Annotated in this window: 11 protein-coding genes; all 11 read right to left on the reverse strand. The window is 63.2% G+C overall.

The features are described 5' to 3' along the window. Positions 1-63: 63 nt before the first annotated feature. Positions 64-984, reverse strand: coding sequence for a malonate decarboxylase subunit epsilon (gene mdcH, locus E4T63_RS26315; RefSeq protein WP_135296752.1), 921 nt, complete (start codon positions 982-984; stop codon positions 64-66). After that, entirely contained in the window at positions 981-1,601 is a 621-nt protein-coding gene (locus E4T63_RS26320) for a malonate decarboxylase holo-ACP synthase (protein WP_134784864.1), read from the reverse strand. The genes mdcH and E4T63_RS26320 overlap by 4 nt, the downstream gene beginning before the upstream one ends. After that, positions 1,595-2,380, reverse strand: a complete 786-nt coding sequence (gene mdcE, locus E4T63_RS26325) for a biotin-independent malonate decarboxylase subunit gamma (protein WP_135296753.1) — start codon at positions 2,378-2,380, stop codon at positions 1,595-1,597. The genes E4T63_RS26320 and mdcE overlap by 7 nt, the downstream gene beginning before the upstream one ends. After that, complete coding sequence (locus E4T63_RS26330; RefSeq protein WP_135296754.1) at positions 2,377-3,228, reverse strand: biotin-independent malonate decarboxylase subunit beta; 852 nt, start codon at positions 3,226-3,228, stop codon at positions 2,377-2,379. The genes mdcE and E4T63_RS26330 overlap by 4 nt, the downstream gene beginning before the upstream one ends. Further along, on the reverse strand, positions 3,221-3,520 hold the full coding sequence (locus tag E4T63_RS26335) for a malonate decarboxylase subunit delta (RefSeq protein WP_103522464.1): 300 nt from the start codon (positions 3,518-3,520) through the stop codon (positions 3,221-3,223). The genes E4T63_RS26330 and E4T63_RS26335 overlap by 8 nt, the downstream gene beginning before the upstream one ends. Continuing rightward, positions 3,520-4,392, reverse strand: coding sequence for a triphosphoribosyl-dephospho-CoA synthase (locus E4T63_RS26340; protein ID WP_135296755.1), 873 nt, complete (start codon positions 4,390-4,392; stop codon positions 3,520-3,522). Before E4T63_RS26340 ends, E4T63_RS26335 begins: the two co-directional genes overlap by 1 nt. Next, positions 4,392-6,062 carry a malonate decarboxylase subunit alpha gene (gene mdcA, locus E4T63_RS26345; protein ID WP_095137524.1) on the reverse strand — a complete coding sequence of 557 codons (1,671 nt, stop codon included), beginning with the start codon at positions 6,060-6,062 and terminating at the stop codon, positions 4,392-4,394. Before mdcA ends, E4T63_RS26340 begins: the two co-directional genes overlap by 1 nt. Before the next feature lie 321 nt (positions 6,063-6,383). Beyond that, a complete protein-coding gene (locus E4T63_RS26350) occupies positions 6,384-6,749 on the reverse strand; it encodes a DUF6124 family protein (protein WP_135296756.1) in 366 nt (121 codons plus the stop codon). A gap of 534 nt (positions 6,750-7,283) precedes the next feature. Next, complete coding sequence (locus E4T63_RS26355) at positions 7,284-7,754, reverse strand: chemotaxis protein CheW (RefSeq protein ID WP_003229084.1); 471 nt, start codon at positions 7,752-7,754, stop codon at positions 7,284-7,286. Beyond that, entirely contained in the window at positions 7,747-13,647 is a 5,901-nt protein-coding gene (locus E4T63_RS26360; protein ID WP_135296757.1) for an Hpt domain-containing protein, read from the reverse strand. The genes E4T63_RS26355 and E4T63_RS26360 overlap by 8 nt, the downstream gene beginning before the upstream one ends. 11 nt (positions 13,648-13,658) lie before the next feature. Then, positions 13,659-15,713 (reverse strand): methyl-accepting chemotaxis protein, encoded by a 2,055-nt coding sequence (locus tag E4T63_RS26365; protein ID WP_027610585.1) that lies wholly within the window; start codon positions 15,711-15,713, stop codon positions 13,659-13,661. Between the last annotated feature and the right edge of the window lie 73 nt (positions 15,714-15,786).

Genomic DNA, 15,786 nt, shown 5'->3' on the forward strand with positions numbered 1-15,786 from the left:
TGTAGTCCTCAAAGTGCATCGTCGAATGTTGTTTTTGTTGTTCGAAGCCTGAGTCGCGGCAGTTTATGGTCGGCGGCCACCCTCCTCTCGCAACAGCGCCTGCAAGGTGTCCAGACGCGCTCTGTCAAAGGCAGTGACCGTGCCCGATTCAAACACCCGGCGCGCCAGCCCGGTCAGCACCGCACCGGGCGGCAGTTCGATTTGTAAACGTACGCCGCGCTCGTAAGCGCTTTGCACGGTGCCGCGCCAGTCCACCACGCGGCACATGTTGAAAGCGAGGTCATCACGCAAGGCATCTGGCTTGACCAGCGGACGCGCGCGACTGCCACTCAGGTAAGCGATTTTCGGGGGCTTCAGTGCAACCTTGGCGAAGGCTTCGGCGAGGGTTTGCGCCGGCGCTTCCAGCAACGGACAGTGTGACGGCACGCTCACCGCCAGGCGTTTCGCCAGACCGGCGCCACGACTGCGCGCCAGTTCCGCCACCGCTTGCATCGCCTTGTCGCTGCCGGCAATCACCACCTGGTTATCGGCATTGATGTTGGCCAGATACACCGGCGACTCCGCGCTGTGCACCTGCGCCAGCAGCGTTTCGACGGTGGATAATTGCAGGCCGATGATTGCGGTCATGCCAAAGCCTTGTGGATAAGCCTGCTGCATCAACTCGCCACGCAGGCTGACCAGATTTAACGCATCGCTGAAGCTCAATGCCCCGGCGACCACCGCTGCCGGGTAGGCACCGATGGACAGACCGGCGACGTAATCCGCTTCCAATTCGTCCTGTAGCAACTGCCGCGAGGCAGCGACCCCGGCGATCAACAGGCACAGCTGAACCGCCCGGGTGCTGCGCAACGCGTCGGCAGAATCGAGCAGCGCGACATCTTCACCGAGCACGTCGCTGGCCTCGGTCAAGGTTTCCCGAGGCAAACGCAGGAGCATGCCCGGTTGCTGCGCGCCCTGGCCGGGGAACACCAACAGGCTGCTCACGCTGCCTGCTCCTGCGGGTTCCACGGATCAGTGACCAGACAGGCTTGATGGGCGTTTTTCAGCAGCACCCGTGCAGACCCGCCGGCCCATTCGCGCAACGCGACTGCACCGAACGGCGTCTGCAATTGCATGTCGACCCGGCACACGGCTTGATCAAAAACCGCGACCAGTTTGCGTGCCTGATTACGCGTGATCAGTTGCGGTGTCCGCAGAATCAGATCGAGGTCACTGGCCGCGTGCATCGCGGTAAAACCACTGGCCAACTCAAACCCGACACTGCCGCTGACACCCCAGACCCAACCGCAGTCATCGAGCATTGGCCGCAGTTGTTTGAGGGCCTGCATCACTGGCAGATCGCGCTCGCAATCGACATGACTAAGCGCTTCGGGGCTGACCCGACAGGCAATCGAATCGAGCGCCATAAACGCCGCCAGCCGCTGCTCACGCAACACACCGCGAATGCCCACCGCGACCCAAGCTTCAGCGCTCACCGCTCGCCGCACGACCACCGGTTGCCCGGCAGCCAGCGATTCGACTGCCCACTGTGGCGCATCCGCCGGCAGCTGCGCCGGGGTCATGCCCCACAGCAGATCGTGGGCCAGTGGCAGGTTCACCACTGCGCCCTCAGCAATTCACGCACGCGGCTGGACGCTTCACGATTTTTCGCGCCGAGACGCTTGCGCAAGTCAGTGCTGGAGATATCGACGATGGCCTGTTTCAGGCATTCGGTCACCCGCGCCAGATCCTCCGCCGTCGGCTGCTCGATCTGCTGCACCGAGAGGGTTTCCCAGAGCAATCCGAGGCTGGCGTAGCTGTCGATGTCATAGGCCATTGGCGGCACGCTGGCGGACAGTGCTTCCAGTTCCTCGACACTGCGCAGCGTCACTCGCGCCGCCGAGGCCTTGCCCATCGCATGCACCATCACCCCGGGATCGCGCAGGGCAATCAAACGGTTGGCCTGATAACCATGAGCAAGAAACGCCCCGGACATGGCCTTGCCCACCAGCAGCGCAATCACCGGATGCCCGGCCAGACGGGCGCGGGCATAACTGTCCGCCGCACCGGCCAGTGCCTGATGAATGCCGAGGGCTTCTTCGCGACGACCGTAAGCCTGGCTCGGGACGTCGACGATGGCGATGATCGGGCGCTTCTGCGCTTTGTCGCGATCCGCCGTGATCGCGTCATCTACAGCCTTGGCCAGACCCCAGCCTTCGAGCAAACCGACTTCGCCATTGCGAGCCCGTGGGAAACGGTTGTCGGGGTCAGCGACCACCGCAATAAAGCGTCCAAGTTCGCCATCGGCCACTTGCAACGATGGCGGCAAACCTTCTACGGCTTTCGCGCCCGCGCTCAGGGCGTTGAACCAGTTCAAACCGCGCACGGAATAACCACTCATGAGCGCTCTCCTTGATACAGATCGCGAACCACCGACGGTTCGATTTGCTTGGCGGTGTCCAAACGGTTCAGGCGTTGCAGGAACCAATCGGCGCGCTGACTGCGCGGCTTAGCGGGCAAACCCTGCTGCAGCAATTCACCGACCTGCTGACGGATCTGCGCCACATCATCGGCGACATAACGATCCACCAGCCCGCTGGCGAAACGCTGTTCGCCGCCGGTCAGGCTCCAGATGAAGGGCCGGTCGCGGGAGTCGTATTCCTCGATCCCGGCTTCCTGCTCGATCACCTGCGGCCCGTTCAAACCGAGACGCGCTTCCTGGGTCACCAGCAAATAACTGCACAGCGCAGCGGCAATCGACATGCCGCCGAAACAACCAACACTGCCCGCGACCACACCGACCACCGGTTGGTACTGCTGCAAATCGACAATCGCCGCATGAATATCGGCAATCGCCGCCAGCCCGAGGTTGGCTTCCTGCAAACGCACGCCACCGGTTTCCAGCAGCAACACAGCGCGAGTCGGGATGCCCTTGCGGTTGTCTTCGGCGGCCAGTTCCAGCGCGCCGGCAATCTTCGCCCCGCCGACTTCGCCGAGGCTGCCGCCCTGGAACGCGCCTTCGATGGCGGCGATCACCACCGGCAAACCGTCGACGCTGCCCTTGGCAATCACCACGCCGTCATCGGCTTGCGGCACCACGCCCTGGCGTTCGAGCCATGGCGACATGACCCGTTGAAACGGGTCGAGCAATTCGCGGAAGGTCCCGGCGTCGAGCAAGGCTTTCGCCCGTTGCCGTGCGCCGAGTTCGACGAAGCTGTGTTTGTTGAGCAACGCTGCGCTGTCAGTCATGGCCGAGCTCCTCGAAACCTTGTTCCAGACGCAGGCGCACCACACCTGGCGTGGCGCCGAAATCATGAATATCGATGGCCATTGCCGGTGGCGTGGTGCCGTCGAACATCCGCGCAAACAGATGCTGCCAGCGCTGCTGCGCACCGTTGACCGAGGTCTGCACATTGATCGTCAGTTTGCCGGCCAGCCCCGGTTCGATCAGCACTTCCAGATCGCCCGAGCCGACACAACCGACCAGCGCCCGCCCGCGTGGCGGCTGCCCGGCGGGGAATTCAAAGGATAAGGTTTCCATCAAAACGCTCCCTGAAGGATGCCGTCGCGCTCGATACGGTCGAGCAGCAGCGTGGCGGCGAGCAAGTCGGCGGCGCCACCGGGCGAGGCATTCAATGCGATGAGTTGTTGATCCAGTTCGTGCAGGCGCCGACGCCCGGTGAGGCTGGCGCTGCCACCAGCGTCGAGCACCGCTTGCGCACCTTGTTGCATGGCCTGCAAACCCTCTTCGCCCGCGCGGTAGAGTACGCAGGTGTCGGCCAGATCGGTCATGATCGCCAGCAGCGCATCGAGCCGGGCGTTCTGTTCGCCGTGGCCTCTGGCGCGGCTGCGTTTGAGTTGCGGCAGGCCACGTTGCAGCACGGACGGGAAGCCGAGTTGCGCTTCTTCCCGAGCGCCGCGTGCGCCATAACGTAGGGCGACTTGTGCGCCGTGGCTCAGCGGTTTTGGTGCGTAGCGGTCATCGAGTAATGCCAGACGTGCGGCGCGCAAGGTGACAGCGTTGGCGCTGGAGGATTTCGGTTCCAGCGCAGCGGCGGTCACCAGTAATCCAAGTGCCCAAATTGCCCCGCGATGGGTATTCACCCCGTTGGTGGTCGCGAGCATCGCTTGCTCGCCTTCGCGACCGATGCGGCCAATCGTTTCGCGCAACGTGGAATCGACTTCGCCGATTTCAACCGCCGCTTCGGCCATTTCCTTGAACGCCGGCCACAACGACAATGCCGAAGCGTGCATCAGGCCCAGGTGCAGATCGGTGTGCGCGCCATTGCCACGTCGGTCGACCAGCGCCGGTTTTGGCGACAGATCGGCTTCGTCGATCAGCGCATCCACCGCCAGATCGGCCAGGCGTTCGCTCAGGCTCAGGGGTTTCGCTTGCAAATTGAGTGCGTGCATTACCAGCTCCTGAACTTGGCGGGCGGGTTGTACAGGCCGCCGGACCACTCGACCAGATCGGCCACGCTTTTCGCCGCCAGCAGTTCGCGGGTGGCGTCGGTGCGGCGGATGCCGAGGTCTTCGGGCAAGGCGATCAGGCCTTCGCGGCGCATGCGTTCGGTGTCTTTCGGGTTATGCCGCAGGCCGATGGCGGTGACGCCGGCCACCGCGGCGATCATCGCCTGACGTTCTTCCAGCGAGCGCGCCTTGTACAGGTAGGCGATGCCTTCCTCGGTGAGCAGGTGGGTTACGTCGTCGCCGTAGATCATGATCGGCGCCAGCGGCATGCCGCTTTTCTTCGCCACTTCCACCGCGTCGAGGGTTTCGACGAAGGTCGGTTTTCCGCCCTCCTGGAAGGTCTCGACCATTTGCACCACGAGTTTCTTGCCGCGTTCGAGCATCGGTTGCTGTGAATCGTCGTGGCGCATGTCGAGCCACGCCGGGGTGCCGTGACGCCGACCGCGCGGGTCGTGGCCCATGTTCGGTGCACCGCCGAAACCGGCGAGACGACCACGGGTCACGGTCGAGGAATGGCCGTCGCCATCGACCTGCAACGTCGCGCCGATAAACAGATCCACCGCGTACTGCCCGGCGAGTTGGCAGAACATCCGGTTGGAGCGCAGCGAACCGTCACGCCCGGTGAAGAACACGTCCGGGCGTGCGGCGATGTAGTTCTCCATGCCCAGTTCAGTGCCGAAGCAATGCACGCTTTCGACCCAGCCGCTTTCGATCGCCGGGATCAGCGTCGGGTGCGGGTTGAGCGTCCAGTTGCGGCAGATCTTGCCTTTGAGGCCGAGGGATTCACCGTAGGTTGGCAGGATCAACTCAATGGCAGCGGTGTTGAAACCGATGCCGTGGTTGAGCGACTGCACGTTGTGTTTTTCGTAGATCCCGCGAATCGCCATCATCGCCATCAACACGTGCACCGGTTTGATGTGCCGTGGGTCGCGGGTGAACAGCGGTTCGATATAGAACGGTTTGTCGGCCACCACCACGAAATCCACCCACGAGGCCGGGATGTCGACGCGCGGCAGTTCGCTGACGTCATCCACCAACTGGTTGACCTGAACGATGACGATGCCATCGCTGAACGCGGCCGGTTCGATCAGTGCCGGGGTGTCTTCGGTGCTGGGGCCGGTGTAGATGTTGCCGGCGCGGTCGGCCATGAACCCGGCCGAGAGCACGACGTTGGGGATCAGGTCCACCACCAGCCGGGCGTAGAGTTCGATGTAGGTGTGAATCGCGCCGATTTCCAGCAGGCCGTCTTCGAGCAACTGGCTGATGCGCAGGCTCTGGGTGCCGGCGAAGGAGAAATCGAGCTTGCGGGCGATGCCGCGTTCGAACAGGTCGAGGTGTTCGGAACGGCCGACACTGGGCATGATCATGTGCAGATCATGCAGCTTGGCCGGATCGGCTTTGGCCAGCGAACGGGAAAGAAAATCCGCCTGCTTCTGGTTGTTGCCCTCCAGCACCACCCGGTCGCCGGGATGGATCAACGCTTCGAGCGCGGCGACGATCTTGTCGCTTGGCAGTACCACACCGTCGGCCAGCCCGCGCACCTTGTCGAGACGCCGCTGCTTCTCGTCACGCCGCCGCGTCCAGCGCGAGTCGGGGGAAATTGTTGTTGTCATGCTCACTCCACGGGGTTCGCTGTCGTGGAGCTACGTTAGGCGTGTGGGGTGGGGGCATCAATCAAGCGCAGAGGTGAATCGTTACGCTCAGGGTAACGATCTAGGGCTGCCCTCACCCTAGCCCTCTCCCGGAGGGAGAGGGGACTGATTGGGGGATGCTCAAGGGTTACGTCGACCTGGGAGTGTTGTACTGAATCCGGAATTCACCAGGTTTACCAAATCCATAATCGACTCGGTTTTTCAGGTCGATGTACAACGCCAGACACCTCGGTCGGCCCCCTCTCCCTCCGGGAGAGGGCTGGGGTGAGGGTCGGCTTTTAATCACTCCGTCGGCACCAACCTATCCAACACCCGATTCACCGCCATCTCCGCCACCATCACCACCTGAGCAATGCCCTGCAGCGTCTTGCGGTGCGTGCCTTGCACCAGCGCCGCATGGTTGTTGAGCATGACCGTGGCCGAGCCGAGGGATTCGCTGGCGTCGGCCAGCAGGGATTCGCTGTCGGCGTCGGGGTTGGCCATATACAGCGTGTTGGGGGTGTAGGGCGTGGCCATGAGGTCGGGTTTTGGCGGGCCGAGGTAATGGTCGAGGGCGCGTTCCGCGGCTTCGTGGAATTTCTTTGATTCGGGGGCTTCGTAAGGGGATGCCGTGTCGGTGACCGGCGGGTTTGGCGTTACTTTGAACATGGTGACTAACCTCGGTGAGGCCGCAATCCTTTCGCCGCTAAGCAAAAGGGTGGCGGCTATGCGCAAGTTAGCGGACCGGTAGTCACCAAAAACCCGGCGCACCCGAAGGTGCCATGCGCACAGCCACCATCAAGTGCAGGCGAATGCCTGACTGGATGAGACATGTGCAACCGTAGGGACTAGCCGAGCCGCTAAGCTCGATCACTGGAAATCAGTGACGGGATCAAGTTACGCAGCATGCCCAAGGCGCACAAGCCGGCGGATTCTGGTGCATGCGTAGGCAGCGGCGCAAGGATTTGTAAGCCAGGGAGCCGTAACATCGAGTGTCTTTAAACAGCTGCGCTGAAAGGTGTTTATTGCGCACGGAGATTGAGGATTTGTCTGTCGGATTGAGGTGAGGCGACTGGCGCCTTCGCGAGCAAGCCCGCTCCCACAGGGGATTTATGGCGTACATAAAATCTGCATCCACTGAAGACCCACTGTGGGAGCGGGCTTGCTCGCGAAGAGGCCAGGCAGGCCACTGAAGACTCCGGATCAGTGGATAAGTCCGGCATCCACCAACAACTGCTCCAACCCCAACAAATCCGGCACCTTCGCCACCTGCTCCCCGACCTGCACCGCCGCCTGCTCCAGCGCACACAACGGCACATCGACATAACTCAACTGACTGTCGAGCTTGTACGAACGCGGGATCCCCTGCACCAGCAGCGCAATGAATTTCAGCTGCGGCAACCCACCGAGAGCATTGAGGATGACGATCCGCGCGCGTTCGCCGATGACGATTTTCTGCCCGCAGGCCGACTCGAAACTCAGCAGCGGAATCTGCCGCTCACGCCAGCTCACCCGCCCCAGGTACCACGGCGGTGTGTCGAGGTCGAAGGCGCTGGCCTGGTAGTCGATCAGCTCGGCGACGGCGACGTTGGGCAGGATCAGGTTGCGATCGGCCAACGGCAGCAGCAGGCCGGTGAGTTGGCTGGTGCGCGCGTTGTGGCGGCGCTCATGCATGTTTCTTGCTCCAGTGGGCAATGCTTTCGAGCAGCACCGATTCCTGATACGGCTTGCCGAGGTAGTCGTTGACGCCGATGGCCATCGCGCGGTCGCGGTGTTTCTGCCCGGTGCGCGAGGTGATCATGATGATCGGCAGGTGTTGCAGACGTTCATCGTTACGCACCTGGGTGGCGACTTCGAAACCGTCCATGCGCGGCATTTCGATGTCGAGCAGCATCAGGTCGGGCATGTGTTCTTCGAGCAGCAACATGGCGTCGACACCGTCCTTGGCGGTCAGCACGTTCATGCCGTGGCGTTCGAGCAAACGGCTGGTGACCTTGCGCACGGTCACCGAGTCATCGACCACCAGCACCAGCAGTGGCTTCTGCGGTTCGCTGTCGATTTCCGTCTGCGCCGGGCGCTGCGCAACCCGCGCCTGCATCGCGCGGATCGGTGCGAGTAGATCAAGAATCAGCACCACCCGGCCATCGCCGAGAATCGTCGCCCCGGACACGCCCTGCACTGCCGCGAACTGCGGGCCGAGGCTCTTGACCACGATCTCGCGGGTGCCAGCCATCGCATCGACCTGCACCGCGATGTGCCGGTCATTGCACTGCACCAGCAGCACCGGCAGCGGCAGGCTCTGGCCGAGCAGTTTCGGGCGTGGCGCGGTTTTCAGCAGCTCGCCCAGATAGCACAGTTCGTAACGCTGGCCGGCGTAGTGGTAGCTCGGCGGATCGTTGCGGTAGTGCGCTTCCAGATCATTCGGCAACACGCGGACGATGCCTTCGATGGTGTTCAGCGGAATCGCGTATTGATCCTCGCCGCACTGCACCATCAGCGCGCGGTTGACCGACACGGTGAACGGCAGACGAATGCGAAAATGCACGCCCTGCCCCGGCACCGAGTCGATGCTCATGGTGCCGCCGAGCTGACGGACTTCTTCGTGAACCACGTCCATGCCGACGCCGCGTCCGGAAATCTGGGTGATCTTTTCCGCCGTGGAGAACCCCGGCTGCAGGATGAATTGCAGCACGTCGCGGTCGCTGATCTCGGCGTCCGGTGCCAGCAGGCCGCGCTTGATTGCCTTGCGCCGCACCGCGTCCAGCGGCACCCCAGCGCCATCGTCGCGAATATCGAAAACGATGTCGCCACCCTCGCGGGTCAGGTCGAGGGTGATCGTACCCTGCGCCGGTTTGCCCGCCGCCAGCCGCACTTCGGCCGACTCCAGACCATGGTCGACGGCGTTGCGCAGCATGTGCTCCAGCGGCGCGGCCATGCGCTCCAGCACGTTGCGATCCATCTCGCCTTCGGCGTTGCCGATGATGAACGCGACGTCTTTGTTCAGCTCTTCGGCGACCTGACGCACGATGCGTTTCAGGCGCGGCAGCATCCTCTCGAACGGCACCATGCGCGTGCGCATCAGGCCTTCCTGCAATTCGGTATTGATCCGCCCCTGTTGCTGCAACAGGTTCTCGGCGTCGTGGTTGCGGCGCTCAAGGGTTTCCTTGAGATCGAGCAAGTCGGAGGCGGATTCGAACAGCGCCCGCGACAGTTGCTGCAACTGCGAATGGCGGTCCATTTCCAGCGGGTCGAACTCTTCGTAGCCGAGGCGTTCAGCATCGACTTGCTGGCGGCTGAGAATCCGCCCCTGGGTTTCGGTGTCGAGCCGGCGCAACTGATCGCGCATGCGTTCGATGGTGGTTTCCATCTCGTTCAGCGCGGTTTGCGCATCGCTGACTTGCTGCTCGATACGTCCACGGAAAATCGAGGTTTCCCCGGCCAGGTTGACCAGCTCATCGAGCAGTTCGGCGGAGACCTTGACCATGTCTGCACCGGCATCAGCGGCGGGTACCGCAGGCTCGGTCTTGGCCGGAATCGGCAGCAGCGGCGGCGTGTCAGGGGTCGCCGGGTGGCTGAAATTCTGGATCGCGTTAATCAGCCGATCCGCCGGTGGGCATGGCTGCCCGGCGCGCACGCCATCAAGCATCTGCGCCAACCGGTCATGCCCGCGCTGCACCAGCGCGAACAGTTCGGCGGACGGTTGCAGCACGCCGGTGGCGAGGCTTTCGTAAAGGTATTCGAGCTCATGGGCGAGGTCGCCGATCGGGCCGATCTCGACCATCCGCGCGCCGCCCTTGAGGGTGTGCAGATCGCGCAGCAGGGTTTCCACTTCCTGACGATTGCCCGGCTCGGCCTGCCAGCGCAGCAACGCCGCGCCGGAGCTTTCGATGATGTCGAAACCTTCTTCGAGGAAGATTTCCAGCAGTTCCGGATCATGCGCCGCGCTGTCGGGTACAGCCGTAGGCTGTGCCGCTTCGGCACTGCCGGACTGGCCCTGACGGAACTGGCGGATCGCTTCGATCAGGTCTTGCGCCGGGGTCAGCGCCTGATGGTTTTGCAACTGTTCAAGCAACTGCGCCAAGCGGTCATGGCTCTTGTGCAGCAAGCGTCCGAGCAGCTCGCTGTAACTGTAGCGACGATCCACCAGACCTTCGTAAAGACTTTCCAGCTCATGGGCCAGATCGCCGATGGCGTCGACTTCGGCCATCCGCGCGCCGCCCTTGAGCGTGTGCAAATCGCGCTGCAACGACGACAGCGGCGCAGCGTTGTCCGGGTCGCTCAACCAGCGCTGCAGGGCTTGCCCGGCACTGTCGAGGATGTCCACCGCTTCTTCGAGAAAGATCTCGACGATCTCGTCGTCGGGTGCGGTCTCGGCATTGGCGTGGGCGAGTTCGGCAGTCGCGGCGCCCAGTTCGCTGATGCTCAAGGTCCTGCTGCCGTCGCTGCGAATCAGCCCCATCGCCGTCGGGTCGAGGCTTTCATCGAGCAGTTCGTGCAGGGCGCGAATGCGCTGCGGCTGTGGGGTGATTTCCTGACCGGCGGCCAATTCGTCGAGCATGTTGATCAGCGCTTCGTGAGCGTTCTGCGCTTCGTGGAAGAACCTGTCGCTGACCGCCAGGCTGCTTTCTTCGACAGCGCCATAGAGGTCGAGCAAGGCTTCGCACAGCACGTCCACCGGCAGCAGATCGGCGAGGTGTGCGCCTTCGCCGAGGGTGGTCAGTTCATCGAGCAGCGCGCTGAGTTCCTGACGCTCGCCGGGATGTTGCTGCCAGCGCTGCAACAGGCTTTCGGCGTCGAGCAGGATGTCCATGCCCTGGGCGAGGAAGTTGTTGATCAGTTGCGGATCGCGCTTGATCCGCAGGCCGGTGTTCGGCGCGTTGAGGATCGCCTCCAGGCGTTCGGCCAGCAGCGTTTCGGTGCGTTTGATCAGCGACTGCGCACCGACAATCGGTGCCAGCGGATCGTGCTTGAGCTGGCGCAGACCGACGCGGAACAGGCCTTGGGCTTCAAGGAGCAATTCCACTTCATCAAGATCCAGCGGCAACTGATGCGCCTTGAACTCGCGCGCCAGTTTATCCAGCGGCGCGGCCAGTTCGGCAATCGGCAACACGCCGGCCATCGACGCACTGCCCTTGAGCGTGTGCAAGGCGCGCTGCAATTCGTCGCTGGCCGGCAGCGGCACATGCTCGGCAGCCTGATCGAGGAAGCGGTTGAGGCTGGCGAGGTGGGTTTCGGCCTCGTTGCGGAAGATCTCCAGCAACAACGGGTCGAGGGCCGCCACGTCGTCGACGTCTTCGGCCGCCAGCGGCTCGACGCCTTTGGCCAGCGCATGCGCGCGGGCCGCCAGTTGATCGACATCGCTGCGCTGACGCTGGCGCTGCGTGGCGAATTCGCTGATCAGTTCCGGCAGTAGCAACGCCGTGTCGGTGAGCAACTGCTGCACCTGCGCGCCAGGTTCGACGCTGTGTTCCAGCACGCGGTTGAGCAGGTTTTCCACCGCCCAGGCCAGCTCGCCAAGGATCAACGCGCGAACCATGCGCCCGCTGCCCTTCAAGGTGTGAAAGGCGCGGCGCAGTTCGGTCAGGGCGGCGCGGTCATGAGTGTCGGCCGACCAGCGCGGCAGGTATTCGTGCAGGACTTCGAGGACTTCGTCGGTCTCTTCGAGGAACACTTCGCGCAGTTCATCGTCCACCGGCTCTTCATCGGCCGGTGGTGGCATCAGGCTGCCGGGCGTGATCAAGGCCGGCGGGTTGACCGCCGACACCGGGCTGGCCAGCACATCGGCCAGCGACTGCACGGTGTCAGGGTCATCCAGCGCTTGCAGGTCCTGCATCACCAGCGCTTCGCTGGGGCTGAGCACATCGTCGAGCACCGGTACGTGCTGTTCGTGTGGAAAGAAACCGAGGCTGGCGAGGCTCTTTTGTGCGACATCCAGCAGTTGTTCATTCGGCGCTTGCGGGTCGTCGCTCAGGCGCTCGAGGTAATACTCGAGGCTGGTGATGACGTCGGCCAGATTATCCAGTTGCTGCCAGCCTGGCTGGTGCGGATCGAGCAGCAGGTGTTCGCGGATGAAGCTGTTACAGGCCTCGACCAGACTCGCCGCGCGGCTCAGCGGAATCATCGCCAGCGCGCCGCGCACTTGAGTCAGCAGTTCAGGCAGCGGCTGCAGTTGCTGGCGATCCCAATCGGCGTCGATGTAATCAACGATCATGTCCTTGGCCTGTTGCAGGCAGATGCGCGCTTCCTTGATCACGATCTGATGAATCTGCGTCAGGTCGGTGGTCGGCAGGCGCGCGTCTTCGGGGCTTTCCGGCTCGACGGTGCCGACCATCCCGGCGAGGTTGGCTTCGACGTAAAGCAGCGCGCCGGCAACGTCCATCAGGGTCGCGTCATTCGGTTCGCGCTGGCCCTGAGCGAGGCTGAGCACCACCGCCAGTTGATCGATGATGACTTTGCGCGGCTGGCCGAAACCGAGCACCGCGAGGGTGTCGGCGATCTGTCGCAACGGCGCCAGCAGACTCTCCAGATCGGAGGTGTGCTGACGGTCGCTACGGACGAACAGGTCGAGGCGTTCCTTGACCCGCACCAATTCTTCGCACAGCGCCGCCAGCACCGAGCGCATCGCATCGCGGTCGGGGCCGGCCAGACGCGCGCGTTCTTCGTCGACCATCGCGCTGTCGGGCAACGCGTCGTCCAGGGAGTAGCGATCTTTCATGGTCAGCATCTGCCCGGTAGGATGTTCGGCTTTGGCAATATAGAACAGCAGGCTTTTCAGCAACTCCGGCGGGGGCGGCTGATTGAGGCCGCGCGGGCCTTGTTCGAGCAGGCGCTTGAGTTCCTTGTCGGCGTCCTTGAACAGGCTGCGCAACGCCGGGCTGTTGGCGATGGCGCCTTCGCGCATGCCTTCGACCAGCGCGGAAGCGACCTGCCACAGCGGGCTCAACGGCGCGTCAAAGCTCAGCGCTTCGAGACGCTGGAAGACTTTCGCCAGGTATTCGAGGTGGGTCTGGTCATCCTGCTCGCGCAACAACCCCACCAGCGCCATTTGCAGCATCTGGCGCAACTTGCGCAATACGTTGGGCAGGTCGGCCGGCTCCAGCGCGACCAGGGCTTCTGCGCTCAACGGCGGCAAGTCCTGCAGTGGCGGGCTGAACAGGCTGGTTTCCGAGAGCAGGCTGTCGCCGCGCGCACTGCGCAGGTCGTTGATCAGCGGCAGCACCACCAGCGGCAAGTCGCGGCGGGCGCTCTGCACCCGATCGAGGTAAATCGGCAATTGCCCGAGGGCTTGCAGCAGCAAGTGCAGGGCTTCATCGCGATGGGCGACGCGCCCCTGCTGCAAGGCTTCGACCAGATGCTCCATTTCTTCGGCGAGCAACGCCGCGCCGTAGAACTCGACCATCTGCAAACTGCCGTGCACCTGATGGATATAGGCCAGACACTCATCCAGCCCCGGCGTGGCCTGCGGGTCATCGAGCACGGTTTCAATCGCCTGATGCGCCTGTTTCAGCGTTTCGGCAATTTCACCCTTGACCCATTCGAGGGCCACGTAGTCGTGCCGGTCACCCATAACCACTCCACTCACGCCTTGTCCGTCGCGGACGCCGACGGCAAGGTGAAACCGGATACCGAACGGCGCAGCTGACTGGCCATTTTCGCCAGATTGCCGATGCTCTCGGCGGTGGCGGTGGAGCCGGACGAGGTCTGCGTGGTGATCTGCTGAATCACGTTCATCGTCAGCGAGATCTGCCCGGCCGACGAGGTCTGCTGCTGCGCCGCGTTGGAGATGCTTTGAATCAACGCGGCGAGGGTTTTCGAAACGCCTTCGATTTCTTCCAGTGCCACTCCGGCATCCTGCGCCAGTCGCGCGCCGCGCACCACTTCGGTGGTGGTCTGCTCCATGGAAATCACCGCTTCGTTGGTGTCGGTCTGAATCGCCCGCACCAGGGTTTCGATCTGCCGGGTGGCGGCGGACGAACGTTCGGCCAGCCGCTGCACTTCGTCGGCGACCACGGCAAAACCGCGTCCGGCATCCCCGGCCATCGACGCCTGAATCGCCGCGTTGAGCGCGAGGATGTTGGTCTGGTCGGCAATGTCGTCGATCAGGCTGACGATGTCGCCGATTTCCTGCGACGACTCGCCCAGACGCTTGATGCGTTTGGCGGTGTCCTGAATCTGTTCGCGGATGTTGTCCATGCCGTGGATGGTGTTGTGCACCACCTCGTTGCCCTTGTTGGCGATTTCCACCGAACGCTCGGCCACCGCCGAGGATTCAGCGGCGTTGGCCGAGACCTGATCGATCGACTGAGCCATGTCGCTGATCGCGGTCGAGGCTTCGGAAATCTGCTGCGCCTGATGCTCCGAGGCCTGGGCCAGGTGCATGGCGGTGGCCTGGGTTTCCTGCACGGCGGCGGCGACCTGGCCAGCGGTGAGGTTGATGGTCGCGACCAGATCGCGCAGTTGGTCGACCGAGTAGTTGATCGAATCGGCGATGGTCCCGGTGAAGTCTTCGGTCACCGAGGCGGTTACGGTCAGGTCACCGTCGGCGAGGTCTTCGATCTCGTCGAGCAGGCGCATGATCGCGTTCTGGTTGCGCTCGTTCTTCTCGGCGGTCTCGCGCAACTGGCGGTTGGTTTCACGAACCATGACCATGCCGATCAGGATGATCGAGGCCAGCGCCAGCAAGCCCAGCACGTAACCGCCGATGGTGTCGGTGTTACGCCCGCCGGCAAGGTTTTCGAAACCGCTGGCGAGGTGCGAGGCCTCGTCGAGCAGGGTCTGCGACAGGCTGAAAATGTTGCTCGCCGATTCACGGACCTTGAACAGTTCTGGCGAGGTTTCGAGGATTTCATCCACCGAGCCGGAGACGAACTGGAACAGCTCGGAAATTTCACTCAGGCGCGCACGGGCATCGCGGTCTTCGACCTGGCTGATTTTCAGGGTCGGGTTGCCCTGCAGCATGCCGTTGAGCACCTGACCGAAACGGGTGGCATCGCGGCCAAACGCATCGGCGGCCTGCTGCGAATTTTCGTCGCCGGCCAGCACGGTGTTGACCGCACCGAGGATGCGCTCGGCCAGCAGCGATTGGCGTTGGGCCATCGCCACCTGCGCTGCCGGCGCGCCGCGCTGCAGGAGGATCTCGACGACTTTTTCGTATTCGATCTGCAACTGCGGCACGGTTTCAGCCAGGGTCGCGGCGACCTGATGCAGCGAGAGCACGGTCTGCTCGCTGGAGAGAATCGCGTCGGTGTTTTTCAGCAGGCGTTCCCAATCCAGCTGCACCGCGCGCATTTCCGGGCGCACGGTGGCCGGCGCGGGCGGCAGGCCGGTGGCCGGGTCGCCCTTCTTCAGGTAACCCCAGCGCTGGGCAAAATCGTTGCGCGCATCGCTCAGCAGCTTGAACGCTGCCGACTTCCCGGCAGCCGCTTCGGTGGCGTTCTTGGCGATGCGTTGCGACAGCACGCGCAGCTCACCGGCGTGGCCGATGTACTGCTTGTCGTAGTTGGCCTGGGTGTTGAGGTAGGCGAAGTTGGCGAACAGCAGCATGATGAACACGATCAGTGCGATGAACAGCACGATGATCTGCGAGCGACTGCGCGACCCTTCCGCCGATTTGCCTGTTTTTGCCTTTGTCATCGGTCCTCGCCTATGAAACCTGCCACGGTCCACTGTGGGATTTGTGGTGAGGGGATTTATCCCCGATGGGTCG

Origin of the sequence: Pseudomonas fluorescens, from assembly GCF_004683905.1 — a bacterium.
GTDB lineage: Bacteria > Pseudomonadota > Gammaproteobacteria > Pseudomonadales > Pseudomonadaceae > Aquipseudomonas > Aquipseudomonas putida_A.